The sequence below is a fragment of the Lentimicrobium saccharophilum genome (assembly GCF_001192835.1).
Lineage (GTDB): Bacteria > Bacteroidota > Bacteroidia > Bacteroidales > Lentimicrobiaceae > Lentimicrobium > Lentimicrobium saccharophilum.
The window spans coordinates 1,231,296-1,251,075 of record NZ_DF968182.1; the positions used below are offsets into that span (position 1 = coordinate 1,231,296).

Consider the following 19,780-nt stretch of genomic DNA (forward strand, 5'->3'; position numbering starts at 1 on the left):
TTGGCTGAAAAGGGGCATACACTTTCCAAATCCACGTTTATCCGTGGTGTACAGTGTCTGAAATCCCTTTACCTGAACAAGCACAGGCCATTCCTCCGCGACAGGCTTTCTCCCGAACAACTGGCAAAGTTCAGGAGAGGGCATGAAGTTGGTAAGCTCGCCTGGCAATTGTTTCCCGGGGGCATAAACTGTGCGCCCGGACACCCGTCACAATACACGGCAGCGCTTGAAAAAACCCGTAATCTTATTGTTGAAAAGACACCGGTAATTTACGAGGCGGCTTTCAGTCATCATAGCGTGCTTGTCCTGCTCGATATCCTCGTTAAAAACGAACAGGGCTGGCATGCTTACGAAGTAAAAAGTTCAGCCTCCATCTCAGAAACCTATATCACCGATGCCGCGCTGCAGTATCATGTTATAACCGGCTCGGGTCTGAGCCTGCAGTCATTCAATATCATCCACCTGAATCCTGACTTTATACGGGCCGGAATCCCCGACGTTCATAAATTGTTTTGCATTCAGGTGGTAACGGACCAGGTTCGGGGATTGGGATCATTTATCTCCGCCCAGATCGAAAAATCGAGAGAGACCCTGTCGCTGAAGCACTCCCCTTCCATACCAACGGGTCAGCATTGCTACAAACCCTACCCCTGTGATTTTATCGGCCATTGCTGGAAAAAGACAGACAAGGATTCCGTGTATTCCCTTACCGGAATTCCCTTCGAAACAAGAGCGCGTTTGGCTGCAGCCGGACATCTGACTATTCCGGATATCCCCGACGGCCTGCTTGAAGAAAATGATGCCGCCATCCTGGCATCACACCTTTCAGGAAAAGATATTGCCGACAAGGATAGGATCAGAAAGATGATCGACGGAAACGTGACACCGGTTTTTATCGCATTTCTGGTCGTTCGGCCGGCGGTACCGGTCGTCGATGGATTCAGACCTTTCGGCCCCATGATTGTTGGTCTCAACCGGGTTGACATTCAGGGCAAAGGAGAATCCTTTATTGTTGAGCCGGGCGAAAATCCTGTTTATCAGATAAGAAATAAACTCGGGCAATGGGCTTCTGAAAGCGGCATGATCGTGCATTCGGGCGGCGAATGGGTTAAGGACACGCTCAGCCAGCATTATCCGGATCTGACGGAGAAATTTATCTTCCTTGACCTGGAAGAGGTTTTCTTATCCGGATATTTTTACCGTCCCGGGCTTATACCGGATGCCGGAATCAATGATATTGCAGCATTTCTGAATCTAACCGGCCCGGATCAGATAAATATTTCACAGGTAATGGCCGGAGTGAAATATATGGAAGTAAAAAAGGAGAACATGAAGGAAACGCTGAAAGAACTCGGTGCTGCCATATCTGCAGAGGCGGATTCATGCCGGTCAGTTTACAATTTTCTAAAAAGTATCATCTATAATGAAGCCTGAGTCTGCAAGCTCAGAAGAAACCTGATCACCCGGCATCAATTATTTGCCGAAGATCTCTTCTAATTTGCGCTCGAGCGCTTTTCCACGCAGGCGGCGCGCGATAATTTTTCCATCCTGGTCAATCAGTACCGTGTGGGGGATCGATTTCACCCCATAAACCTGAGCGGCCTGGCTCTGCCAGTACTTCAGATCACTCACCTGAGTCCAGACGAGGCCGTCTTTTGCAATCGCATTCAACCATGCATCCCGGTCCCGGTCGAGCGAAACACCAAACACTTCAAATCCATTATCCCTGAAACGGTTATAGATTCTGACAACCTCCGGGTTTTCCCTCCGGCAGGGACCGCACCAGGATGCCCAGAAATCGATCAGTACGACCTTTCCCCTGAGGGATGAAAGTTTTGTTTCCATGCCATCAGGGGCTGGCAGTGATATTTCAGGGGCGGGATTTCCCGCTGCCAGTTTACGCTCAAGGGTGACTTTTTGCTTCAGATCCGCAGCAGGTTTAAAAGACGGATACTTTCTGCTAGTAGCATTGGCTACACTGTCATAAACATCGAAATCAGCGGTGATATCCAGTTTCTCAATCAGCAGCAAAGCGGCAGGCGAGTCAGCATTGGCCATCAACAGATTGCGCATCTCATCGCGCTTGCCCTGCTCCAGCTTATTATATTCCTGCTCGATTGAGGGGATTATTTCCGCAAAATCCGGCCGTCCCTGCGAGGCTGTATAAAGTCTGGTAAGGCTGTCCATCTTCTTTTCAAAGATGGCAGATTTTTCAGCCATCTCATAAAGAATCCTGGTATCCGGGGAACCTTCCACCACGGGTTGCCTGCCAAGCCTCTCCCTGTTCAGTTCCAGACTGACCTGGTCATCAGGCCTGACAAATAAAAAAATGTAATTGTCAGCCGTAATTGCAAGTTTAAACAAAGTCAGCTCTTTTACCTGCAAATCAAAAGCGAATACCCCATCAGAAGCTGTGGTCGCTGAAACAGGCGCTGATGCCATCACAAGGGGATTGGTCATATTTAAAACAATACCTGCAATTCCTTCCCCTTTAAGCATCCCGCTGATCCTTGCCGGATTTTGCCCGCTTGCAATTGAGAACGGGATTATCACAAAAATTATAAGAAGCAATCTGATTATCCTGAGCATCGTTTCACATCGATTAATGCAGGCAAATATATCAATATATTCCTTAGGGATGATTGCTGTTTTTCCGGCCGGTCACAACCTGAAATTCAAGTGCATATAATTGATTATCTTTTACTTAAATAATTTACTTCTTTGTTAATAACTAAATAATACAAAGGGGTCTGCAGGCTGAACAGTATTTTATAATTTTGGATTATGGAAGAGAACGACAAAATGGTGGGAGACACCAGAAAAAAAAAGCAATACAAACCCAAAGCGCTGAGTGAAATCTTTGAACATGGCAAGGTTCCGCCACAGGCTACAGATCTTGAAGAGGCGGTTCTTGGCGCTATTATGCTTGAAAAAGATGCCCTTGCCTCCATCATTGACGTTATCAGGCCGGATGCATTTTACAAGGAGGCGCATCAGATTATTTTCATGGCCATCACCCGGCTTTTTGCCAAAGGAGAGCCGATTGACATACTAACTGTCACCAATGAACTGAAATTTACCGGTGAGCTTGAAACTGCCGGAGGACCATTTTATATTGCCCAGCTTACAAACCGTGTAGCTTCCGCCTCAAACACTGAATTCCATGCACGCATCATTCTGCAGAAATTCATACAGCGCGAACTGATCAGGATTTCTTCCGAGATCATCCACGATGCCTATGAAGACACTACGGACGTTTTCCAGCTACTGGACAAGGCTGAGAATCAGTTGTTCAGTGTCGGAGAAACCAACATGAGACGAAATTACCTCGACATGCAATCGCTGGTGCGCGATGCCGTAAAGCGCATTGAAGCCGCCAAAAACCAGACCGGGCAATTCAGCGGAGTACCATCGGGATTCACCGAACTTGACCGGGTTACTGCCGGATGGCAGCCCTCGGATCTGATCATTGTTGCTGCCCGTCCAGGTATGGGCAAGACTGCATTTGTGCTTACCATGGCCCGCAATGTTGCAGTGGAATTCAAAAAAGCGGTAGCAGTTTTCTCCCTTGAAATGTCGTCAGTTCAGCTGGTAACCAGGCTTATCTCCGCCGAAGCGCAATTACCGGGAGATAAACTGAGAAAGGGCAATCTCGAAAACTATGAATGGGAGCAATTGAATGCCAAAATCAGCACGCTGATTGATGCACCGCTTTACATTGACGACACCCCTTCCCTGTCGGTTTTTGAACTCCGGGCGAAGTGCCGCAGGTTGAAAGCCCAGCATGATATACAAATGGTAGTCATCGACTACATACAGCTCATGTCTGCCGGCATCGACCGCAGCAGCGGGAACCGCGAGCAGGAAATCAGCACCATCTCAAGATCATTGAAGAGCCTTGCCAAAGAACTTAATATTCCGGTTATTGCACTTTCACAGCTAAACCGTTCAGTCGAACAAAGGCCCAACAAAAAGCCGCTGTTGTCCGATCTCCGTGAATCCGGAGCTATTGAGCAGGATGCGGATATGGTTGTATTTATCTACAGGCCTGAATACTACAATCAGAGTGTGGATGAGGGCGGTGCCAGCCTGGTGGGACATGCTGAAATCAGCATTGCCAAACACCGTAACGGTGCACTGAAAGATGTGCCACTGAGGTTTATCAGCAAATATGCAAAGTTTACCGACCCGGAACCCGGCGACTTCGACATCTCAGGAGCGCTTGCGCCCAACGGCAAATTCGAAAATGGCATCAACACGCTGACCGTTCAATCCAAAATGAATGATATGCATGAAGACCATGATGTTCCATATTAAAGTTTAAGCATAATTACCACTTCTGCGTTCATTATTAAAATTAAAAGCCGGATAACAAAACCGGCCCATATTGCGTTTAACATGCAGAATTATTCATGGCTCAACCGATGAGAAAAGCTTTATTTTCGATTACCATGATGCTGTTCCTGAGTCTGACTGTTCAGGCAGCTTACCTGCTGCTCCCGATGGACAATACTCAGAAAAACCATCTGAAAGCATACGGCATTGCTTACTGGACGCTGCAGCAGGATGTTGAAGTCAGCTGGCTGCTGAATTACAGAGGGGGCAGTTTTATGTTCCGGCATCATCCACTACTGGAATCAGAATGCCTGATAAGGGGGGTAACTTTTCAGGTAATCGCGGATGTGCAGGCTGATGCTATTCTGGCTGAAATCAGCGACCCTGCTGTTAATATGGATGAGATGCGACTTCAGAAAGCGCCTAAAATTGCCGTTTACACTCCAAAAAATAAACTTCCCTGGGACGACGCCGTTACCCTTGCGCTGACCTATGCCGAGATTCCGTACGATATTGTTTACGACGACGAAGTGATTGGCGGGGTATTGCCGTTATACGACTGGCTTCACCTGCATCACGAAGATTTCACCGGACAGTATGGAAAATTCTGGGCCGCTTACCGTAACGCACCCTGGTATCAGGAAGATGTCAGCAAAACAGAAGCTGCCGCAGCCAGGCTTGGATTCAGCAAGGTATCACATCTTAAGAGGGCCGTAGCCCATAAAATCAGGGAGTTTACCGCGGGCGGAGGTTATTTGTTCGCGATGTGCTCCGCCCCTGACAGTTACGACGTAACCCTGGCAGCCGAGAATCTTGACATCTGTGATGTAATGTTTGATGGCGATCCCGCCGATCCGCACGCGAATGATCATCTTGAATATCATAACTGCTTCGCATTCACCGATTTCAGCCTGGTAATGAATCCCTATGAATATGAAATTTCCAACATCGATGTAACGACAACAAGAAAAGTCACCCTGGCCAACGATTTCTTTACTTTATTTGATTTCTCGGCAAAATGGGATCCCGTCCCGTCGATGCTTACCCAGAATCACGAAAGGGTGATTAAAGGATTTATGGGACAAACCACGGCATTCAACAAGAATTTCGTCAAGCCTAATGTCATTTTAATGGGAGAAAACAAGGCGGCCAATGAAGCCAGATATATTCACGGGACTTATGGCAAAGGGACCTGGACTTTCTACGGCGGACACGACCCTGAAGATTATCAGCATCTGGTGGGCGATCCACCCACTGATCTTAACATGTACCCCAATTCGCCCGGGTACCGCCTGATACTGAACAATGTATTATTCCCGGCAGCAAAAAAGAAAAAACAAAAGACCTGATTTGCAGGTGCTGGCCTGATTTTTGACTTAACAAGCAATCCAGACACTCATCCATACGCCCTGTATGCAAAAAATAATACTATTATCCCTTCTGCTCTTTATGTTGCAGGAGTGCTCCCTTTATGCCCAGCAAAAATATTCCGTGAGCGGGTATGTCCGTGAAAAGAACAGCAGAGAATTGTTGCCGGGCGTAAATATATATATTCCTGAAATCCGCAACGGTACGGTTACGAATAATTACGGTTTCTACTCTGTTACCCTGCCTGCCGGCAAATACCTGATCAGCTATTCCTATGTCGGCTACAAATACGAATCCAGGGAAGTTAACCTGAATTCAAACCTGATGATCGATGTAGAGCTTGATCCCAGCCTAAACCTCAGCGAAGTCATCATCACCGCCGAAAAAGCAGAAAGGGTCAGTGAGAGCAACCGCATCAGCATGATCACGCTGCCGGTGCAGCAAATACGGGATATTCCTGCCCTGCTGGGTGAAAAAGATGTTTTCAAAGCGCTTCAACTGATGCCCGGAGTTCAGAAAGGCTCCGAAGGAAGCAGTGGCCTTTATGTGCGCGGAGGCGGTCCCGATCAGAATCTTATCATCCTGGATGATGCTCCGGTATATAATGCCAGCCACCTTTTCGGATTTTTCTCCATCTTCAATGGTGATGCACTTAAAAGCGTGGAGCTCACCAAGGGCGGATTTCCGGCCCGTTACGGCGGACGGCTTTCGTCAGTGGTTGAAATGACCATGAAGGATGGCAATAAGCAGAAATTTTCAGGAGAGGCAGGCATAGGTCTGATTTCTTCAAGGCTGGTGCTGGAAGGGCCATTGAAAAAAGACACCTCTTCATTTCTTATATCAGCCCGGAGAACCTATCTGGATGTCATTATAAAGCCTTTCGTGCCATCCGAAAGCCAGGGCGGATATTACTTCTACGACCTGAATGCAAAACTGAATTATGACTTCGGCCCCAGAAATAAACTATACCTGTCGGGTTACTTTGGAAGAGACAAATTCCAGTTTGTGGACAGATACAGTTATGACAACAACAGTTACAAGAACAAAGGTGGATTGTACTGGCAAAACGCGACCGGCACCCTGCGCTGGAACCATCTCTTCACCGAACGGATTTTTGCTAATACTTCCCTGATCTTCAGCCGGTACAACCTCACGATCTTCAATGAAGAAAAAGATAATTCAGGTACTTATACACTTGACTACAACTCTGGTATCCGCGACATTGCCTTCCGGCACGATCTCGAATATCATTTATCAACATCCTACAGGCTCAGGGCCGGATTACAATCCACAACCCATTTGTTCACACCTTCGGCCATCGTTGAAAAAAACAGTCAGACGCTGCTTGATTACAAACAGAAAACGAAGTACAATTCACTTGAATCCGGTGTTTATCTTGAGAATCATTTTAACATCAACAACCGGTTTCAGGCTAATGCCGGCATACGTTTAAGCCATTTTATCGCCGACGGCAAACATTACTTTTCTCCCGAGCCGCGCCTTTCTGCCAATTTCTTAATCAAAGAAGGGTTCTCCGTGAAAACCGCCTTTGCCGAAATGAACCAGTACATTCATTTGCTCAGCAATACCGGCATCGGATTGCCGACTGATCTTTGGGTACCTTCTACCGACAGGGTAAAACCACAGAACTCGAGGCAAATTTCAGGTGGTCTGGCTAAAGACATGATCAGCAAGAATCTGACAGTGACCCTTGAGGGATATTACAAATGGAGCAGGAATATATTGGGATATAAGCCCGGCGCGAGCTTTCTCCTGCTTGACGACCCTACCGAAGCCCAGAATTTCACCTGGCAGGATAATGTTACAGCCGGAGAAGGTCAGTCGTACGGCGCAGAACTGCTGATACAGCGAAAAACCGGCAAACTGAGCGGCTGGATAGGTTATACCCTGTCATGGACCCGGCTCAGGTTCGATGAAATTAATTTCGGCGAATATTTCTGGGCCAGGTACGATCGCCGGCATGACCTTTCTTTGGTGCTGATCTACGACCTTAAGGAGAATATCACCCTGTCAGGCACCTGGGTATACGGAACCGGCAACGCCATCACCCTGCCACTGGGAGAATATCCGGGAATCACCCACAATCCGTTTATTGATTTGATGGGAGACGAAAATCCTTACTATTATGAGTATTACAACACCATTACCGATTATGGCGAGGTAAACTCTTACAGGATGAAGGCCTATCACCGTCTCGATTTTGCGATTCAGTTCCATAAAAGTAAACCGGGGTATGAGAGGACCTGGGAACTTGGCGTGTACAACGCCTATAACCGGAAAAATCCTTTCTTCTATTTTATCGAAAATGAGTACAGTGAGTCAGGGAGCATCAGCAAGCTCAAGCAGGTCTCAATTTTCCCGCTGATTCCATCTGTTTCCTATAACATTAAGTTCTGAAAAAAATGAAAATCAAGACAATAAGGCTGATTCTCATCTTTGCCACAGCCCTGCCCATTACAGCCTGCGAAGATATGATCTCAGAAGTGGATGTGCCCGAATCGGATCCCAAAATCGTAGTCTATTCGGTAATTTCCCCTCAGGATGAATTCATCACTGTAAAGGTATATAAAAGCCGGGCATTGTACAGCCTTACACCCCAGCACTCCTGGGAAGAATCATTCCCGGTAATTCCGGATGCAACTGTCAGGATTTCAAACGGAGTCGATTGGTTGCAGTTACCCTACAACGCTGAAACAAGGTCATACCGGATTTCTTCGGTAAATATGCCGGTGCAGGCGTCACAAACCTATTATCTCGACATCAAAGCTCCCGGCGGATACGCTGCAGAAGCCAACTGCACAGTTCCTGCCGGCATCCCGCCTGACATTGAAATTACGGCAACAGAATATGTCGAAAATTATGGAGAGCAGTCTGCTATGGTTAGTTTCAGGTTTAAGGATATCCCTGGAAACGGGCACTTTTACAGAGTTTTACCAGGGACGTATTTCAGTGATGAATACTACGGAGATAATTTCTTCAGTGAAACCGGCCTCAGCAGGGGCGAAAGCGTTTTCTCGGATAAGAACCGTGAGGGTGCTTTTTTCAATTTCAGAACATCAGAAATATACAATGGGAACAACCCGGATAACAGGTTGCTGATATGGTCTTCGGTTACCGATGAAGATTATTATAATTATCACCATTCGGTGATGTCATTTCAGGGTGACAATCCTTTCTCAGAGCCTTCACCTGTTTTTACAAATATTGATGGAGGGCTGGGCATTTTTGCCGCTGTCAACGGAAGGTTGCAGGAATTCAGCCTGAATCAGCAGTAATCCCGGTTCAGTCCTGCTTCCGATCGTAAGTCACATAAGAGTAGCTAAATCCCAGTGATTCAACGGCATCCACATCGGTTCTTTCCACTTCGGCCCATTCATCGAAGTTTATTTCCGGATAGAAAGTATCCGCATCAAACTCCTTGTGCACAAGTGTGAGGTAAAGTTTATGGGCAAGGGGCATAAACTGCTTGTAAACCATGCCACCGCCAATGATGAAATTCTCACGGCCGTCTTCCATTTTCTCAATGGCATCATCAATGGAATATGCCATCACACAACCGGGAATCTGCTCTCCCGGCACATCCGTAATCACAACGCTCCTGCGGTTAGGCAGGGGGCGCAATGGCAATGATTCGAATGTGCGTTTACCCATTACGATGGTGTGACCGGTAGTAAGGGCTTTGAAACGCTTCAGGTCTTCGGGGATATGCCAGAGCAGGCGGTTATCTTTTCCAATGGCCAGATTGTCGGCAATGGCGACTATAATTGAGATGGTTTTCATAAACTTCAGCGCAGGCTATACAATAATCAGTTGACTAATCATCCGGTGCTGCATCAGACAGCCACCGGAGCCTTGATATGGGGATGCGGATTATAATCAACAAGAGAAAAATCCTCAAACCTGAAATTAAAAATATCTTTCACTTCCGGGTTAATAACCATACGGGGGAGCGGCCTTAAGTCACGGCTCAGTTGCAAGGCAACCTGATCGGTGTGATTAAGATAAATATGCGCATCGCCGAATGTATGAATAAACTCCCCCGGCTTCAGCCCTGTAACCTGAGCCATCATCATTGTCAGCAATGCATAGGAGGCTATATTGAAAGGCACACCAAGGAAGATATCCGCGCTGCGCTGGTAAAGCTGACAGGATAGTTTCCCATTGGCAACATAGAACTGGAAAAGCACATGACAGGGAGGCAGCGCCATCTGTTCCACTTCGCCGGGGTTCCAGGCACTCACCATCATCCGGCGCGAATCCGGTTTTTCCCTGATCAGTTTCAGCACTTCACTGATCTGATCAATCGTTCTGCCGTCAGCAGTTGCCCATGAGCGCCATTGCCTTCCGTAAACCGGGCCGAGGTCGCCGTTCTCATCGGCCCACTCGTCCCAGATGGACACTTTGTTGTCATGCAGATACCTGATGTTGGTATCTCCTTTCAGAAACCACAGCAACTCATAGATGATGGACCTCAGGTGCAGCTTTTTGGTCGTAAGCACAGGAAAACCCTCTTCAAGGTTAAACCGCATCTGGTAACCAAAAACACTGATCGTACCTGTCCCGGTGCGGTCATCTTTGCGGATGCCGTTATCCATTACATGCCGGAGCAGATCATGGTATTGCTTCATTGCTTATTGATATTTATGCAAATTTAAATTTTTACAGGTAAAAAATGCTGGTTCATCAAAGGTGGGCAGAATAAATCTTTTCCGTTGTCACTTTCTCTCCTTCAGAGGAACAACTGGCTGTATGGCTCCGGCTGCTTACCCGTATGACTGCAACCTGATTCAGGGTAAAGGACCGGTTCAGTTTCTCTCCTTAAAATGAAGTGAATCCCCCCACTGATCATAGCCGATTTTATTCCCTGACATGTGGATCCTTGCTTCGAGGCAATTCTTGCAATCGGCAGCCTCCTCGTCGGTGCAGGGTTTATTCTCATAAAGTTTATAATCGTCGCGGTATACACCGGGGGTTATGTTCGGCATGATGATATTGGCTCCTATCTTGAGGGCTTTTTCCCTGCCGATGGGATCAATGGCCTGCAAAGCCGTTGCCGAGGCGATATTAATTGTTTTCATCATCAGCCGCAACACTGCAATCATTTTAAGTGCCAGGTCAAATCGGGCTTCGAGGGGCAGTAACTGATCACGGTATTCCCAAAGCGGTGTATCGGCATGTTCAATGTACGGACCCATACCGCACATATCAATGTCGAGCGCTTTCATAAAAAGAAGATCACCGGCCAGATGATCAGTTGTTTGAAACGGAAGGCCTATCATCACGCCGGTACCTACCTGGTAGCCGGTATCCCGGAGATCATATAATGCCTGCAAACGCCTTTCAAAACTGTGATTTTTATCCCGGGGATGTATTTTGTAATACAATTCGCGGTCAGATGATTCAATGCGGAGCAAATAGCGGTGAGCACCGGCCTCATACCAACGCCGGTAAACTTCCCTGGTCTGCTCTCCGACTGAAAGTGTAATGCCCAGCCGGCCATCCGATAACTCCTTGATCCGATGCAAAAGGCGCTCAATTCTGAGGGTAAAGGCCTCGCCCTCGAGTTCACCCCCCTGAAGCACCACCGAACCATAATTGCTTTCATAGGCAAACCGGGCGGCTTCAAGGATCTCATCATCCGTCAGATTGTAACGATTCGCCCTTTTGTTTCCTTTCCGGATGCCACAATAGAAACAGTTCTTGCCACAAATATTGGAAAACTCAATCAGCCCCCTGAAATAAACGATATTTCCCACATTTTCTTCCTTAACCTTTGCCGAACAGGCAAAGAGGGCACTTCTGTCCTCATTCTCAGAGGCAAGCAACCGGATAATTTCTTCACGGGAGAAGTTATCCTTATTAAGAATCTCGCTGATCGGAATCATTTAAAAATTTATTACCAATGGCAAAGTTAGTCTAAAATCCCTTACTACCTGCGCCAGTTTGAAACGGCCATGTGCCATGGTGTACGGTAGGTCTCCGACCTGATCAGAAAATACTCGGACTGGTTATCCGGGAGTGTCTCAAGGTTGAACAGGAATCTTAAGGACAGCGGATTCCCTGCTTCACCATAAGTCCACTGCTCCGACAAAGTATTGCGGTAAACAAGATTCGGCGGCCCAAAAACCATGTATATCATTCCACGGTCCGATTTCCATCCTTCACGGCTTAAACTGAAAAAACGGTTGGCCTCCTCCACCCTGCCATAGTATCTTCTTATCTGAGACAAGGCCCTTTCGGAATGCCCGGTAAGTTTAATCCAGAACTCATCAATGGCAGCCCGGGGCGGCAACTGACTCATTTCCCTGTATTCTGCATCGGTTGAGATATACCTGAGCGATTCCCGCATCTGACCGGTTGAACCGATATCTGGAAATCCGTCGTAGAACCTGTGTATAACCATCACCGGACTTCCGCCACCATATAATAGATATCTGCCTTCTCCCGGCACTGTGCCGGAAGAGGTGACACCATCCCGGAATTTAACTCCAAAAACACTGTCAGCAGCATTTATGGCTATGTTATCCGGAAAGCCAAAAGGCGGAGTTCCCGGCAAATACTTTTCAGTAAAGTATTTAAAGTGCAGGGAATCAGAAAGCCTGTTTGACCGTATCCGAACCTTTTCATTTCTATACAGGAAGTTGCGCATCAATGGTATCCCTGACTCATCCAGCAGCAGAAAATCATGAACATTATAGATCTGCCTCTTTTGCAAACTGAGAAATGCACCATAATTATTACCTGCATTAAGATCAAGCAACTCTATACTAAGCACATAATCATTTCCAGCCAGGGCCCGGATGGGAACTGAATCCATAAAGATGGCCCTACCCGTCAGGGAATCCATGCCGGTAAATGAAGCAGAATCAATCAAAACGCCCTTTTCAAAGCCATCAAACAACTGATAGCTAAGTCTGAACCGGGATTTGCCAGCCCCGTTATCAGGAAGGTATCTGAGGCCTTTCATCGGTATGCGGACATATAGGTTGGTGATACTGTCGTTCAGATTGAACAGGGCATAAGATAATCCGGCCAATTGCAGGTCAGGCTTGTAAAAGTTGGAAATATTTCTGTAAGAAAGCTTCGCAGGGCCTTTACAGTATGCCAGTGCCATAGCGGTCAGAAGCGTTGCAAAGAAGAACGTCAGTCGGGACTTCATCCGTGTATATTAAAAAGTTCGGCAATTAAACAGATTTTCTAACGATGCATGGTTTGCAATCCAACAACCGTATTAACCGGAAAATCAAAAAATCTGACTAACCTTAATGAATGGTAAATTTAATACATTTTGAGCAGTAGACCAGGCTGGTTCTGCAGATCAGGAAACAATTAATGCAGGAAATGATTACGCAACCCTGATTCGTGAGCCGATTCTGAGCACTTTGGTTGGTTTGATGCCGTTAATTCTGCACAATTGGTTTACCGTTGTGCCGTATCGTCTGGCTATTTTCGAGAGGGTGTCTCCCGACCTTATCGTATGATATTTACTTCCGGATGAAGCCGTTCCATCATTTGCCAAAGATGAAGCACTCCGCCCTAAGCTCCAGAATTCTTTGGATATCAGCAATGTATCCACCCGAAGGGTGTAATTCTCAAAATCGATAATCTTGCCGGGATTAAAATGCTCACCGCGAAAACGGGTTTCGAAATGCAGGTGGGTGGTGCTCGCCCTGCCTGTTCTGCCACCCAATCCGACCGGCTCTCCTGCTTTGACTTCCTGATTGATATTTACCAGAATTTTTGACAAGTGGCTGTAAACCGTCTCCAGACCGTTATGATGCCTGATCACCACCATTTTTCCGTATCCGCTCATCACCCTGGCAATCCTCACCTTCCCGTCAAAAGCGCTCACTACGGTGTCACCTGTCTCAAGCTTTATATCCATACCGGCATGAAACCGGCTTCCCCGCTGCCCATACTTAGAAATAAGCTTTCCTTTATGCGGAAAAGCAAAAGGTGTTTCCGCCGGATTATTCAACAGCAGCAGCACCGAATCAGACATACCGGCCGCATCAATCCTGCCTGTCCTTATATACAGCGTATCCCACCTGTTATTGTATAATACATCCGAGGGCACAAAAATCATATCTTCCGGCACAAAATTGTCACCGTCCTCTTCAGTAAGCAACTCCTCTTCATTAGTTGATTCAGCGTCATGCTCCGGCATCTTTTGTATTCTCAGATATTCCCGCTCTTCATTCAAAAAAGCACTGGTATCAATGGTAAATGATTGTGCAAAGCCGGGAGGTGGTAATACAGCCAGCAACAAAAAAGCGGTCAAAATACTCTGATATCTGAAAGATATGCCAGATCGATCAAGAACCGACCGGAAGAAAGGATACAGCTTTCCATATAACATGCAGAAATATCTGTGCAGGACGCAAAGTAGAAATTTCTGATTTATTTCCGGATTAGCTCTCATGGCATGTTATCATGTCACAAAAGTACTATTTTGCCGGAAAACGCGACACCCGCAATCCGGATACTGAGCATTACACAAAGATTGTCATTATTATAATAAATTAATTATAAAGCAATTACAAAAAAAAGACCGGCCCTTTCAGGGCCGGTCCTTAGTTAAAAATTAACTTTTTTTTAGAAACTGATATCGACTCCAAGCGCCACGGTGAAGGCGCTGCGGTTATAGGTTTCGGTGTATGCAGGCAACGGAGCTGCTGCCGGGAAATCTCTGGTATCTTCAACATAAGAAGTGTTCATAGCGCCCAGGTTGATCCCGATTTTCTCGTTAACCATGTAACGAAGACCGGCAGCAATACTATTTGTTGAAAGACTATGACTCAGGTCGGTCTGATACAAATCCATCACACCGGTCTGGGTGCGCAGATAACCAGCGCTGACCAGCCATTTGTCGGTAAGGGCATATTCAAGTCCCAGGGCAAATTCCCAGAAATTCTTATCCATCACTTTATCATTCTTCACATATTCGCCCTCAAGCTTTTTGCCGTATTCTGCACTTTTATCAAAATAATAATGCAGGCCGGCGCTTATATTAAGCTTTTTGGTTGCCTCAAAGCCAATTCCGGCAGTAAACATTGCCGGCAGATCACTTGGCACTTCTGCTTTATCAGGGTACAAACCGACATCATCCACTTTGGTGCTGTTCTTTACCTTAATGCTGGCTTTATGCTCATATTTCAGTCCGACATTGAACCGTTCAAACTTCAGGTTTACACCGATAATGGGAACGATGCCGGTTCCGCTCTGCGATGCATCCACTTCTTTATCCTGGGTTGCTGCAGCATTCCCGGCCATTGCCTGCTGCTGAGCTACAAATACAGGTGTAGCCGCACTGTAGGCACCCTGAATCTGCTCAACCGACAGAGTCATCGGATCGATGGATGAATTGATAAGGGCAAAACCTCCTGCAATCGATTCTACATCTTCAGATGTCAGATATCCGGCCTGCTGAGCCTGTTCGAGTGTGAGGCTCCCACCGCCACCTGCTACCAGTGGTTCCAACGACCCGGCTATTCCTGAAAGTCCCTGAAACATAACTGACATTGCATCGAAGAAATCTTTTGCAGGCACCATCTCACCGGTATAATTCAAAGCAGGAAATAACGGATTGATCATAATATCTGATAAATGGCCTTTGTAGTTGTTGTTAAGCATTACGTAACGCAATCCAAGGCTGACAGAGAGTACCTCGTTCACCTGATAGGAGGCTCCGGCCTGAATGCCATAAAATACAGACTTGCCTTCAAATTCCGTATCGAAACTATACTTTGTTGTTTGGATTCCTCCATTGCTCAATGCACCTGGAATGCCGGCTACCTGCATCTCAAAGGAAGGCAGACCGTCCTCAAACAAGGCACTGCCTCCACCACCAATCGGATTGAAACCGAGTGAGAATGCGAGTTTACCGGTTTTGTAAGCTGCATAAACCGACGGAAACAGCGGAGCAACAACATTTCCTTCAAAACCATCACGATTAAGCCCTGGAAAACTGGTATAAATTTTCCTGGTCTGTATAATATACTGATTGTTGAGAGAAAGGTGGAATCCATCCTTAAGCTGCGTAAGTCCGGCAGGATTGTAATACACACCATCCAGACCCAAAGAAGCATCCCTCGCAGGCATGCGGATAAAAGAGGCACTCTGATTCGTGTTGTGCACTATACCGCCGGCAAATGAAGCGATAGCAAAGGCACCGAATGATAAAATCAGTAATGTTTTTTTCATGTGGTTCGTATTTGGTTAGGTTAGCTAAAATATTGCAATTATTAAATATTTCAAAATAATTTACTTCCTAACAGAAAAAACATCCGGGTGACGGCTTAAATCCTTGGAAAATAGTCAATGAAAATGCTTTAAAACCTGCTTTAGGAAAATATCAGAGCAGTATTAAAGAACGGAAGTCTTAAACGCTGGACAGCTAATCAAGTTTCCAGTCAACCGGTGATAAACCTGAATCAACAAGAAACTGGTTTGTCAGGGAAAAATGCCTGCACCCGAAAAATCCTCGGTATACACTCAGAGGAGAGGGATGCGGAGCTTCCAGTATAAGGTGTTTTGATGTATCGATAAGAGATCTCTTATTCTGTGCATATTTTCCCCAGAGAAGAAATATTAGTTTATCCCGTTCAGATGACAAGGCGCTGATTACAGAATCGGTAAATGTCTCCCACCCCCTGCCCTGGTGAGAACCAGCCTGATTGGCCCTGACCGTGAGTGTTGCATTCAGAAGAAATACACCCTGATCAGCCCATTTCGATAAGTCACCGCTTTGCGGGTACGGATAACCAAGATCGGTCTGCAACTCACGTAAAATGTTTTGCAGCGAAGGAGGAAAAACGGTACCTGCCGGCACCGAAAAGCAAAGCCCGTGCGCCTGACCCGGACCATGATAGGGATCCTGCCCCAGCAGCACTACTTTTACCTTGTTAAAAGGAGTCCGGTTGAAGGCTTCAAAAATTTTTGATCCGGGCGGATATACGGTATATCGGGATTTTTCTGAAACCAGGAATGACTTGAGTTCACCGAAATATGGCTTACCAAACTCAGCAAAAAGTATTTTCTTCCAGCTTTCTTCAATTTGTGGATTAATTTCTGACATCAGGCGTTACTTTTAAGCATTTCAAACATAAACAATATAAACTTGTTTTTTAAGTTACTTTATCAGGCACTTTATCTTTGCAAAAAAAATGTCACTCAACTGAGTAAAATTATGAAAAAAATTGTTGTATCACTACTGGTTGTAGTTTCTCTGGGATTAATTCTGTCTGCGTGCCAGTCGAGTAAGAAGTGTGCTGCTTACGGCGAAGCAAGCAGATATAAGATTGAGAGAAACCGTTGATGATTTCAGATCATCCTGCTACAGCCTGTGATAAGTCATGGGCTTTTTTTGTTTGATACGGCATATTGTTTGTGTACTTTTGCTTAACCCTTATCCGGATATTAATGAATCGTTTCTTTTATCTTTTCCCGGCGGTGTTGCTGCTTCTTTTCAGCAAATCCGATCTTCATGCGCAGGTCGATGAGGAGTACGACAGTATTGCAGACAATGTGCTTTTCCGGAAAGAGATGAATGGAAGCCTGATCATTCACAGCAATGGCTGGGGACTTGAATTCAGGGCCGGCAGGAACCAGAGCATTTTCACGAAGTGGATGTTTGAAGCCAATCTGCTTGAAATGAAGGACAGCAAGGAGATAAAATCCATCAATCCGTTTTTTACCAATACACGCAGCTATTACTACGGAAAACTGAATGCCATTTATATGATCAGGGCCGGAGCGGGACAGCAACGGATGCTCAACAGGAAACCTTACTTCGGCGGCGTTGAGCTCAGGCTCTTCTATTCGGGAGGGCTTTCAGTTGCGTTTACAAAACCTGTTTACCTTAACATCATCAAGCTTGATGAAAGCACCTATCGTTACATCACGGTCACAGAACGTTACGATCCCGAAAATCATTTCCCGGATAATATTTATGGCCGGGCTTCTTTCACCAAAGGTTTCAACCAGCTTAAGCCATATCCTGGCATTTACCTCAAAACCGGTCTGAATGTAGAGTTTGGCACGATCAATCAAAAGCCAAAAACCGTGGAAGCCGGCATTGCACTGGATGTATTTGCCAGACCGGTTCCCATCATGGCCTTCCGCGATCCGTCTCAATTCTTCTTTACACTCTACCTTAGTGCAGGGATCGGTAAAAGATACGATTAAGCTTATCAGGAATTATTATAGTTTAAGAAAAAAAAACTGAAACCGGCCCCAAACAAAAAAGCAATCCTGATATATTGTGTGACAACACACATTGCTCATTGTTTTAACCAGCTATTAGCCACAACCGGCCTTATCAGCCATTGCCGGCAAGCAGATTTCTCCTGCAATCTACATCCTGCCTGAATCGTCTTTAAAACAGAGAACTGATTAATCACCAGTAATAAACCTGAATTACTCAATAGGAAGGCTGGAAGGTTTATACGATTGATTTTATTAGTGTAATCCTGATTAAGTAGTGTCAAAAGCTTGATCCGTGGTAAAAAAAAGCCCTGGCTGAATAAACAACCAGGGCCTTGAGTCAGATATTTTTATTAATGCCTTACAATAATTTTGGTCGTGGCAGCAGATCCTCTCATTTCCATCAGGAGCATATAAACACCATCGGGCAATGGACCAAGATCAAAGTTACTGATTAATCCGGCTTCAACCTGAACATCCCGGCTGATGCGGGTTTTTCCAAGCAGGTCTAGAACCTTGATGGTCGCTGTACCATTGATGGAATTTTTCATGCGGATGGTCACGAAATCATTCGCCGGTGCAGGATATACACTCAACCCAGAAACCGAACCAGGATCATCGATACTAAGCGCGACGCAACGGAAATTCCATGTTTCGCTCCATTCCGTGGTATCGCGGCTGCTGATGGCATTGACCCTCCAATAATATGTACCTGCACTGTCGAGAACATGAAGGGGCACTTTAAACTGCTCATCCCCGGCCGACGTAGTTGCAGTAATGCTGTAATTCCTGGCATCTGTAAATCCAGCATTTGAAGCAAGTTGTAGTTGATATTTGAGCACTCCTGTCATTTTTTTCCAGGCCAGCGAGGGTTGCAGTACAACATTCGTGGAATTGTTGAGCGGTGAAGTTAAGGTAACCGAACTTACCGTTGTAAAAGACCTTGATGCTGAAAAGAGAGTATCTTTTGAATGATTGGCAGACATTTTCCAGTAATACGTAGTACCAAAAAGCAAAGTATCAGGCCTGGTGCGGGTGGCTGTCGCCAAAACATTATATACATCATAATGGATCATTTCAGGCTCCTGTGAAAGATAGATATTGTATTTATTGATGCCTTTCACGGCTGTCCATTGAAATTCAGCGTCAGGAACCACATCGATGGCATTGTCGTTTGGCCTGCTGAGGTTGAAGGTACTTGTAACGTTGAAAAAGGTCGTTGCTGTCCAGGCGGAAGTGTCAGCAGCATGCCTTGCCCTGAGCCTGAGGTAATGGCCGGTTCCGAACAGCAGGTTTGCAGCATTCACCTCTTTCAGTGTTCCGTTCACGGAAGTGATATAGGCAAAGGGACTGTCAAAGTTGGCGGAAGTATCAACCTGATAGTCAAAATTACTTACTCCGGTAATGGCATCCCATTGCAGCAGCACATTGGCATCCTGGTTATTTGCATTGTTGGCAGGGCGCCTCAGGATGGGCCGGGCCACCACGGTGAATGCGCGGGTTTCAGTCCAGTCTGATGTACCTGTCTGATCCACGGCCCTCACTTTCCAGTAATAGGTCTGACCAAACATAAGATTTGCCATATTGTACCTGGTGAGATCGGTTGAAAATTCCACCGGATTGGTAAATGCCTCATCCTGACTGAGATGAACGATGTAATGAAGTCCTGTTGTTCCAACTACGGCATTCCAGTCGAGCAATACATTCGGAGCAACGCCGGTTTGGTTGTTGCTGGGGGAAACAAGTTCAGGGGTATAGATGGTCGGAGAAGCAAGTATCACCTGACAACTGATCGCTAAAAACAGCAATGAGAGAAATATTTTTTTCATTTTCCTTGAATTTTTCTGATTTA

The 19,780-nt window shown here is 46.1% G+C and carries 15 protein-coding genes; 6 read left to right on the forward strand and 9 right to left on the reverse strand.

Going from position 1 to position 19,780, the window contains the following annotated elements; all coding sequences use genetic code 11:
- A complete protein-coding gene (locus TBC1_RS04455) occupies window positions 1–1,434 on the forward strand; it encodes a hypothetical protein (RefSeq protein ID WP_062039074.1) in 1,434 nt (477 codons plus the stop codon).
- A 39-nt stretch (window positions 1,435–1,473) separates the two neighbouring features.
- On the opposite strand, the gene TBC1_RS04460 is transcribed toward TBC1_RS04455, so the two are convergent.
- Window positions 1,474–2,589: a TlpA family protein disulfide reductase gene (locus TBC1_RS04460; RefSeq protein WP_062039077.1), complete on the reverse strand. Its 1,116-nt coding sequence runs from the start codon at window positions 2,587–2,589 to the stop codon at window positions 1,474–1,476.
- Between the two features lie 195 nt (window positions 2,590–2,784).
- Here TBC1_RS04460 and dnaB point away from each other — a divergent pair, with 195 nt between their 5' ends.
- From dnaB to TBC1_RS04480, 4 genes are all read left to right on the forward strand, one after another.
- Window positions 2,785–4,317, forward strand: a complete 1,533-nt coding sequence (dnaB, locus tag TBC1_RS04465) for a replicative DNA helicase (RefSeq protein ID WP_062039081.1) — start codon at window positions 2,785–2,787, stop codon at window positions 4,315–4,317.
- 107 nt (window positions 4,318–4,424) lie between these two features.
- The gene (locus TBC1_RS04470) at window positions 4,425–5,684 is read left to right on the forward strand and encodes an asparagine synthetase B (protein ID WP_062039083.1); all 1,260 of its coding nucleotides are present in this window, start codon (window positions 4,425–4,427) and stop codon (window positions 5,682–5,684) included.
- Window positions 5,685–5,748: 64 nt separating this feature from the next.
- Window positions 5,749–8,121, forward strand: a complete 2,373-nt coding sequence (locus tag TBC1_RS04475) for a TonB-dependent receptor (RefSeq protein ID WP_062039086.1) — start codon at window positions 5,749–5,751, stop codon at window positions 8,119–8,121.
- A 5-nt stretch (window positions 8,122–8,126) separates the two neighbouring features.
- On the forward strand, window positions 8,127–8,999 hold the full coding sequence (locus tag TBC1_RS04480) for a DUF4249 domain-containing protein (protein WP_062039089.1): 873 nt from the start codon (window positions 8,127–8,129) through the stop codon (window positions 8,997–8,999).
- Between the two features lie 7 nt (window positions 9,000–9,006).
- On the opposite strand, the gene TBC1_RS04485 is transcribed toward TBC1_RS04480, so the two are convergent.
- The 7 genes from TBC1_RS04485 to ung all read right to left on the reverse strand — a co-directional run bounded on the left by TBC1_RS04485 (window position 9,007) and on the right by ung (window position 16,792).
- Window positions 9,007–9,504, reverse strand: coding sequence for a dihydrofolate reductase (locus TBC1_RS04485; protein ID WP_062039092.1), 498 nt, complete (start codon window positions 9,502–9,504; stop codon window positions 9,007–9,009).
- 53 nt (window positions 9,505–9,557) lie between these two features.
- A complete protein-coding gene (locus TBC1_RS04490; RefSeq protein WP_062039094.1) occupies window positions 9,558–10,352 on the reverse strand; it encodes a thymidylate synthase in 795 nt (264 codons plus the stop codon).
- 177 nt (window positions 10,353–10,529) lie between these two features.
- Window positions 10,530–11,609, reverse strand: coding sequence for a [FeFe] hydrogenase H-cluster radical SAM maturase HydE (gene hydE / locus TBC1_RS04495; protein WP_062039098.1), 1,080 nt, complete (start codon window positions 11,607–11,609; stop codon window positions 10,530–10,532).
- Window positions 11,610–11,653: 44 nt separating this feature from the next.
- Entirely contained in the window at window positions 11,654–12,883 is a 1,230-nt protein-coding gene (locus TBC1_RS04500) for a GWxTD domain-containing protein (protein WP_082189475.1), read from the reverse strand.
- A 186-nt stretch (window positions 12,884–13,069) separates the two neighbouring features.
- On the reverse strand, window positions 13,070–14,005 hold the full coding sequence (locus TBC1_RS04505) for a M23 family metallopeptidase (protein ID WP_172668824.1): 936 nt from the start codon (window positions 14,003–14,005) through the stop codon (window positions 13,070–13,072).
- A gap of 314 nt (window positions 14,006–14,319) precedes the next feature.
- On the reverse strand, window positions 14,320–15,927 hold the full coding sequence (locus TBC1_RS04510; protein ID WP_062039107.1) for an OmpP1/FadL family transporter: 1,608 nt from the start codon (window positions 15,925–15,927) through the stop codon (window positions 14,320–14,322).
- A 193-nt stretch (window positions 15,928–16,120) separates the two neighbouring features.
- The gene (gene ung / locus TBC1_RS04515; RefSeq protein WP_062042772.1) at window positions 16,121–16,792 is read right to left on the reverse strand and encodes a uracil-DNA glycosylase; all 672 of its coding nucleotides are present in this window, start codon (window positions 16,790–16,792) and stop codon (window positions 16,121–16,123) included.
- A gap of 353 nt (window positions 16,793–17,145) precedes the next feature.
- Between ung and TBC1_RS04520 the strand changes: the two genes are divergently transcribed.
- Entirely contained in the window at window positions 17,146–17,910 is a 765-nt protein-coding gene (locus tag TBC1_RS04520) for a hypothetical protein (protein WP_062039109.1), read from the forward strand.
- 371 nt (window positions 17,911–18,281) lie between these two features.
- Here TBC1_RS04520 and TBC1_RS04525 read toward each other — a convergent pair whose 3' ends face one another.
- Window positions 18,282–19,757 (reverse strand): T9SS type A sorting domain-containing protein, encoded by a 1,476-nt coding sequence (locus TBC1_RS04525; protein ID WP_062039112.1) that lies wholly within the window; start codon window positions 19,755–19,757, stop codon window positions 18,282–18,284.
- Window positions 19,758–19,780 lie beyond the last annotated feature (23 nt).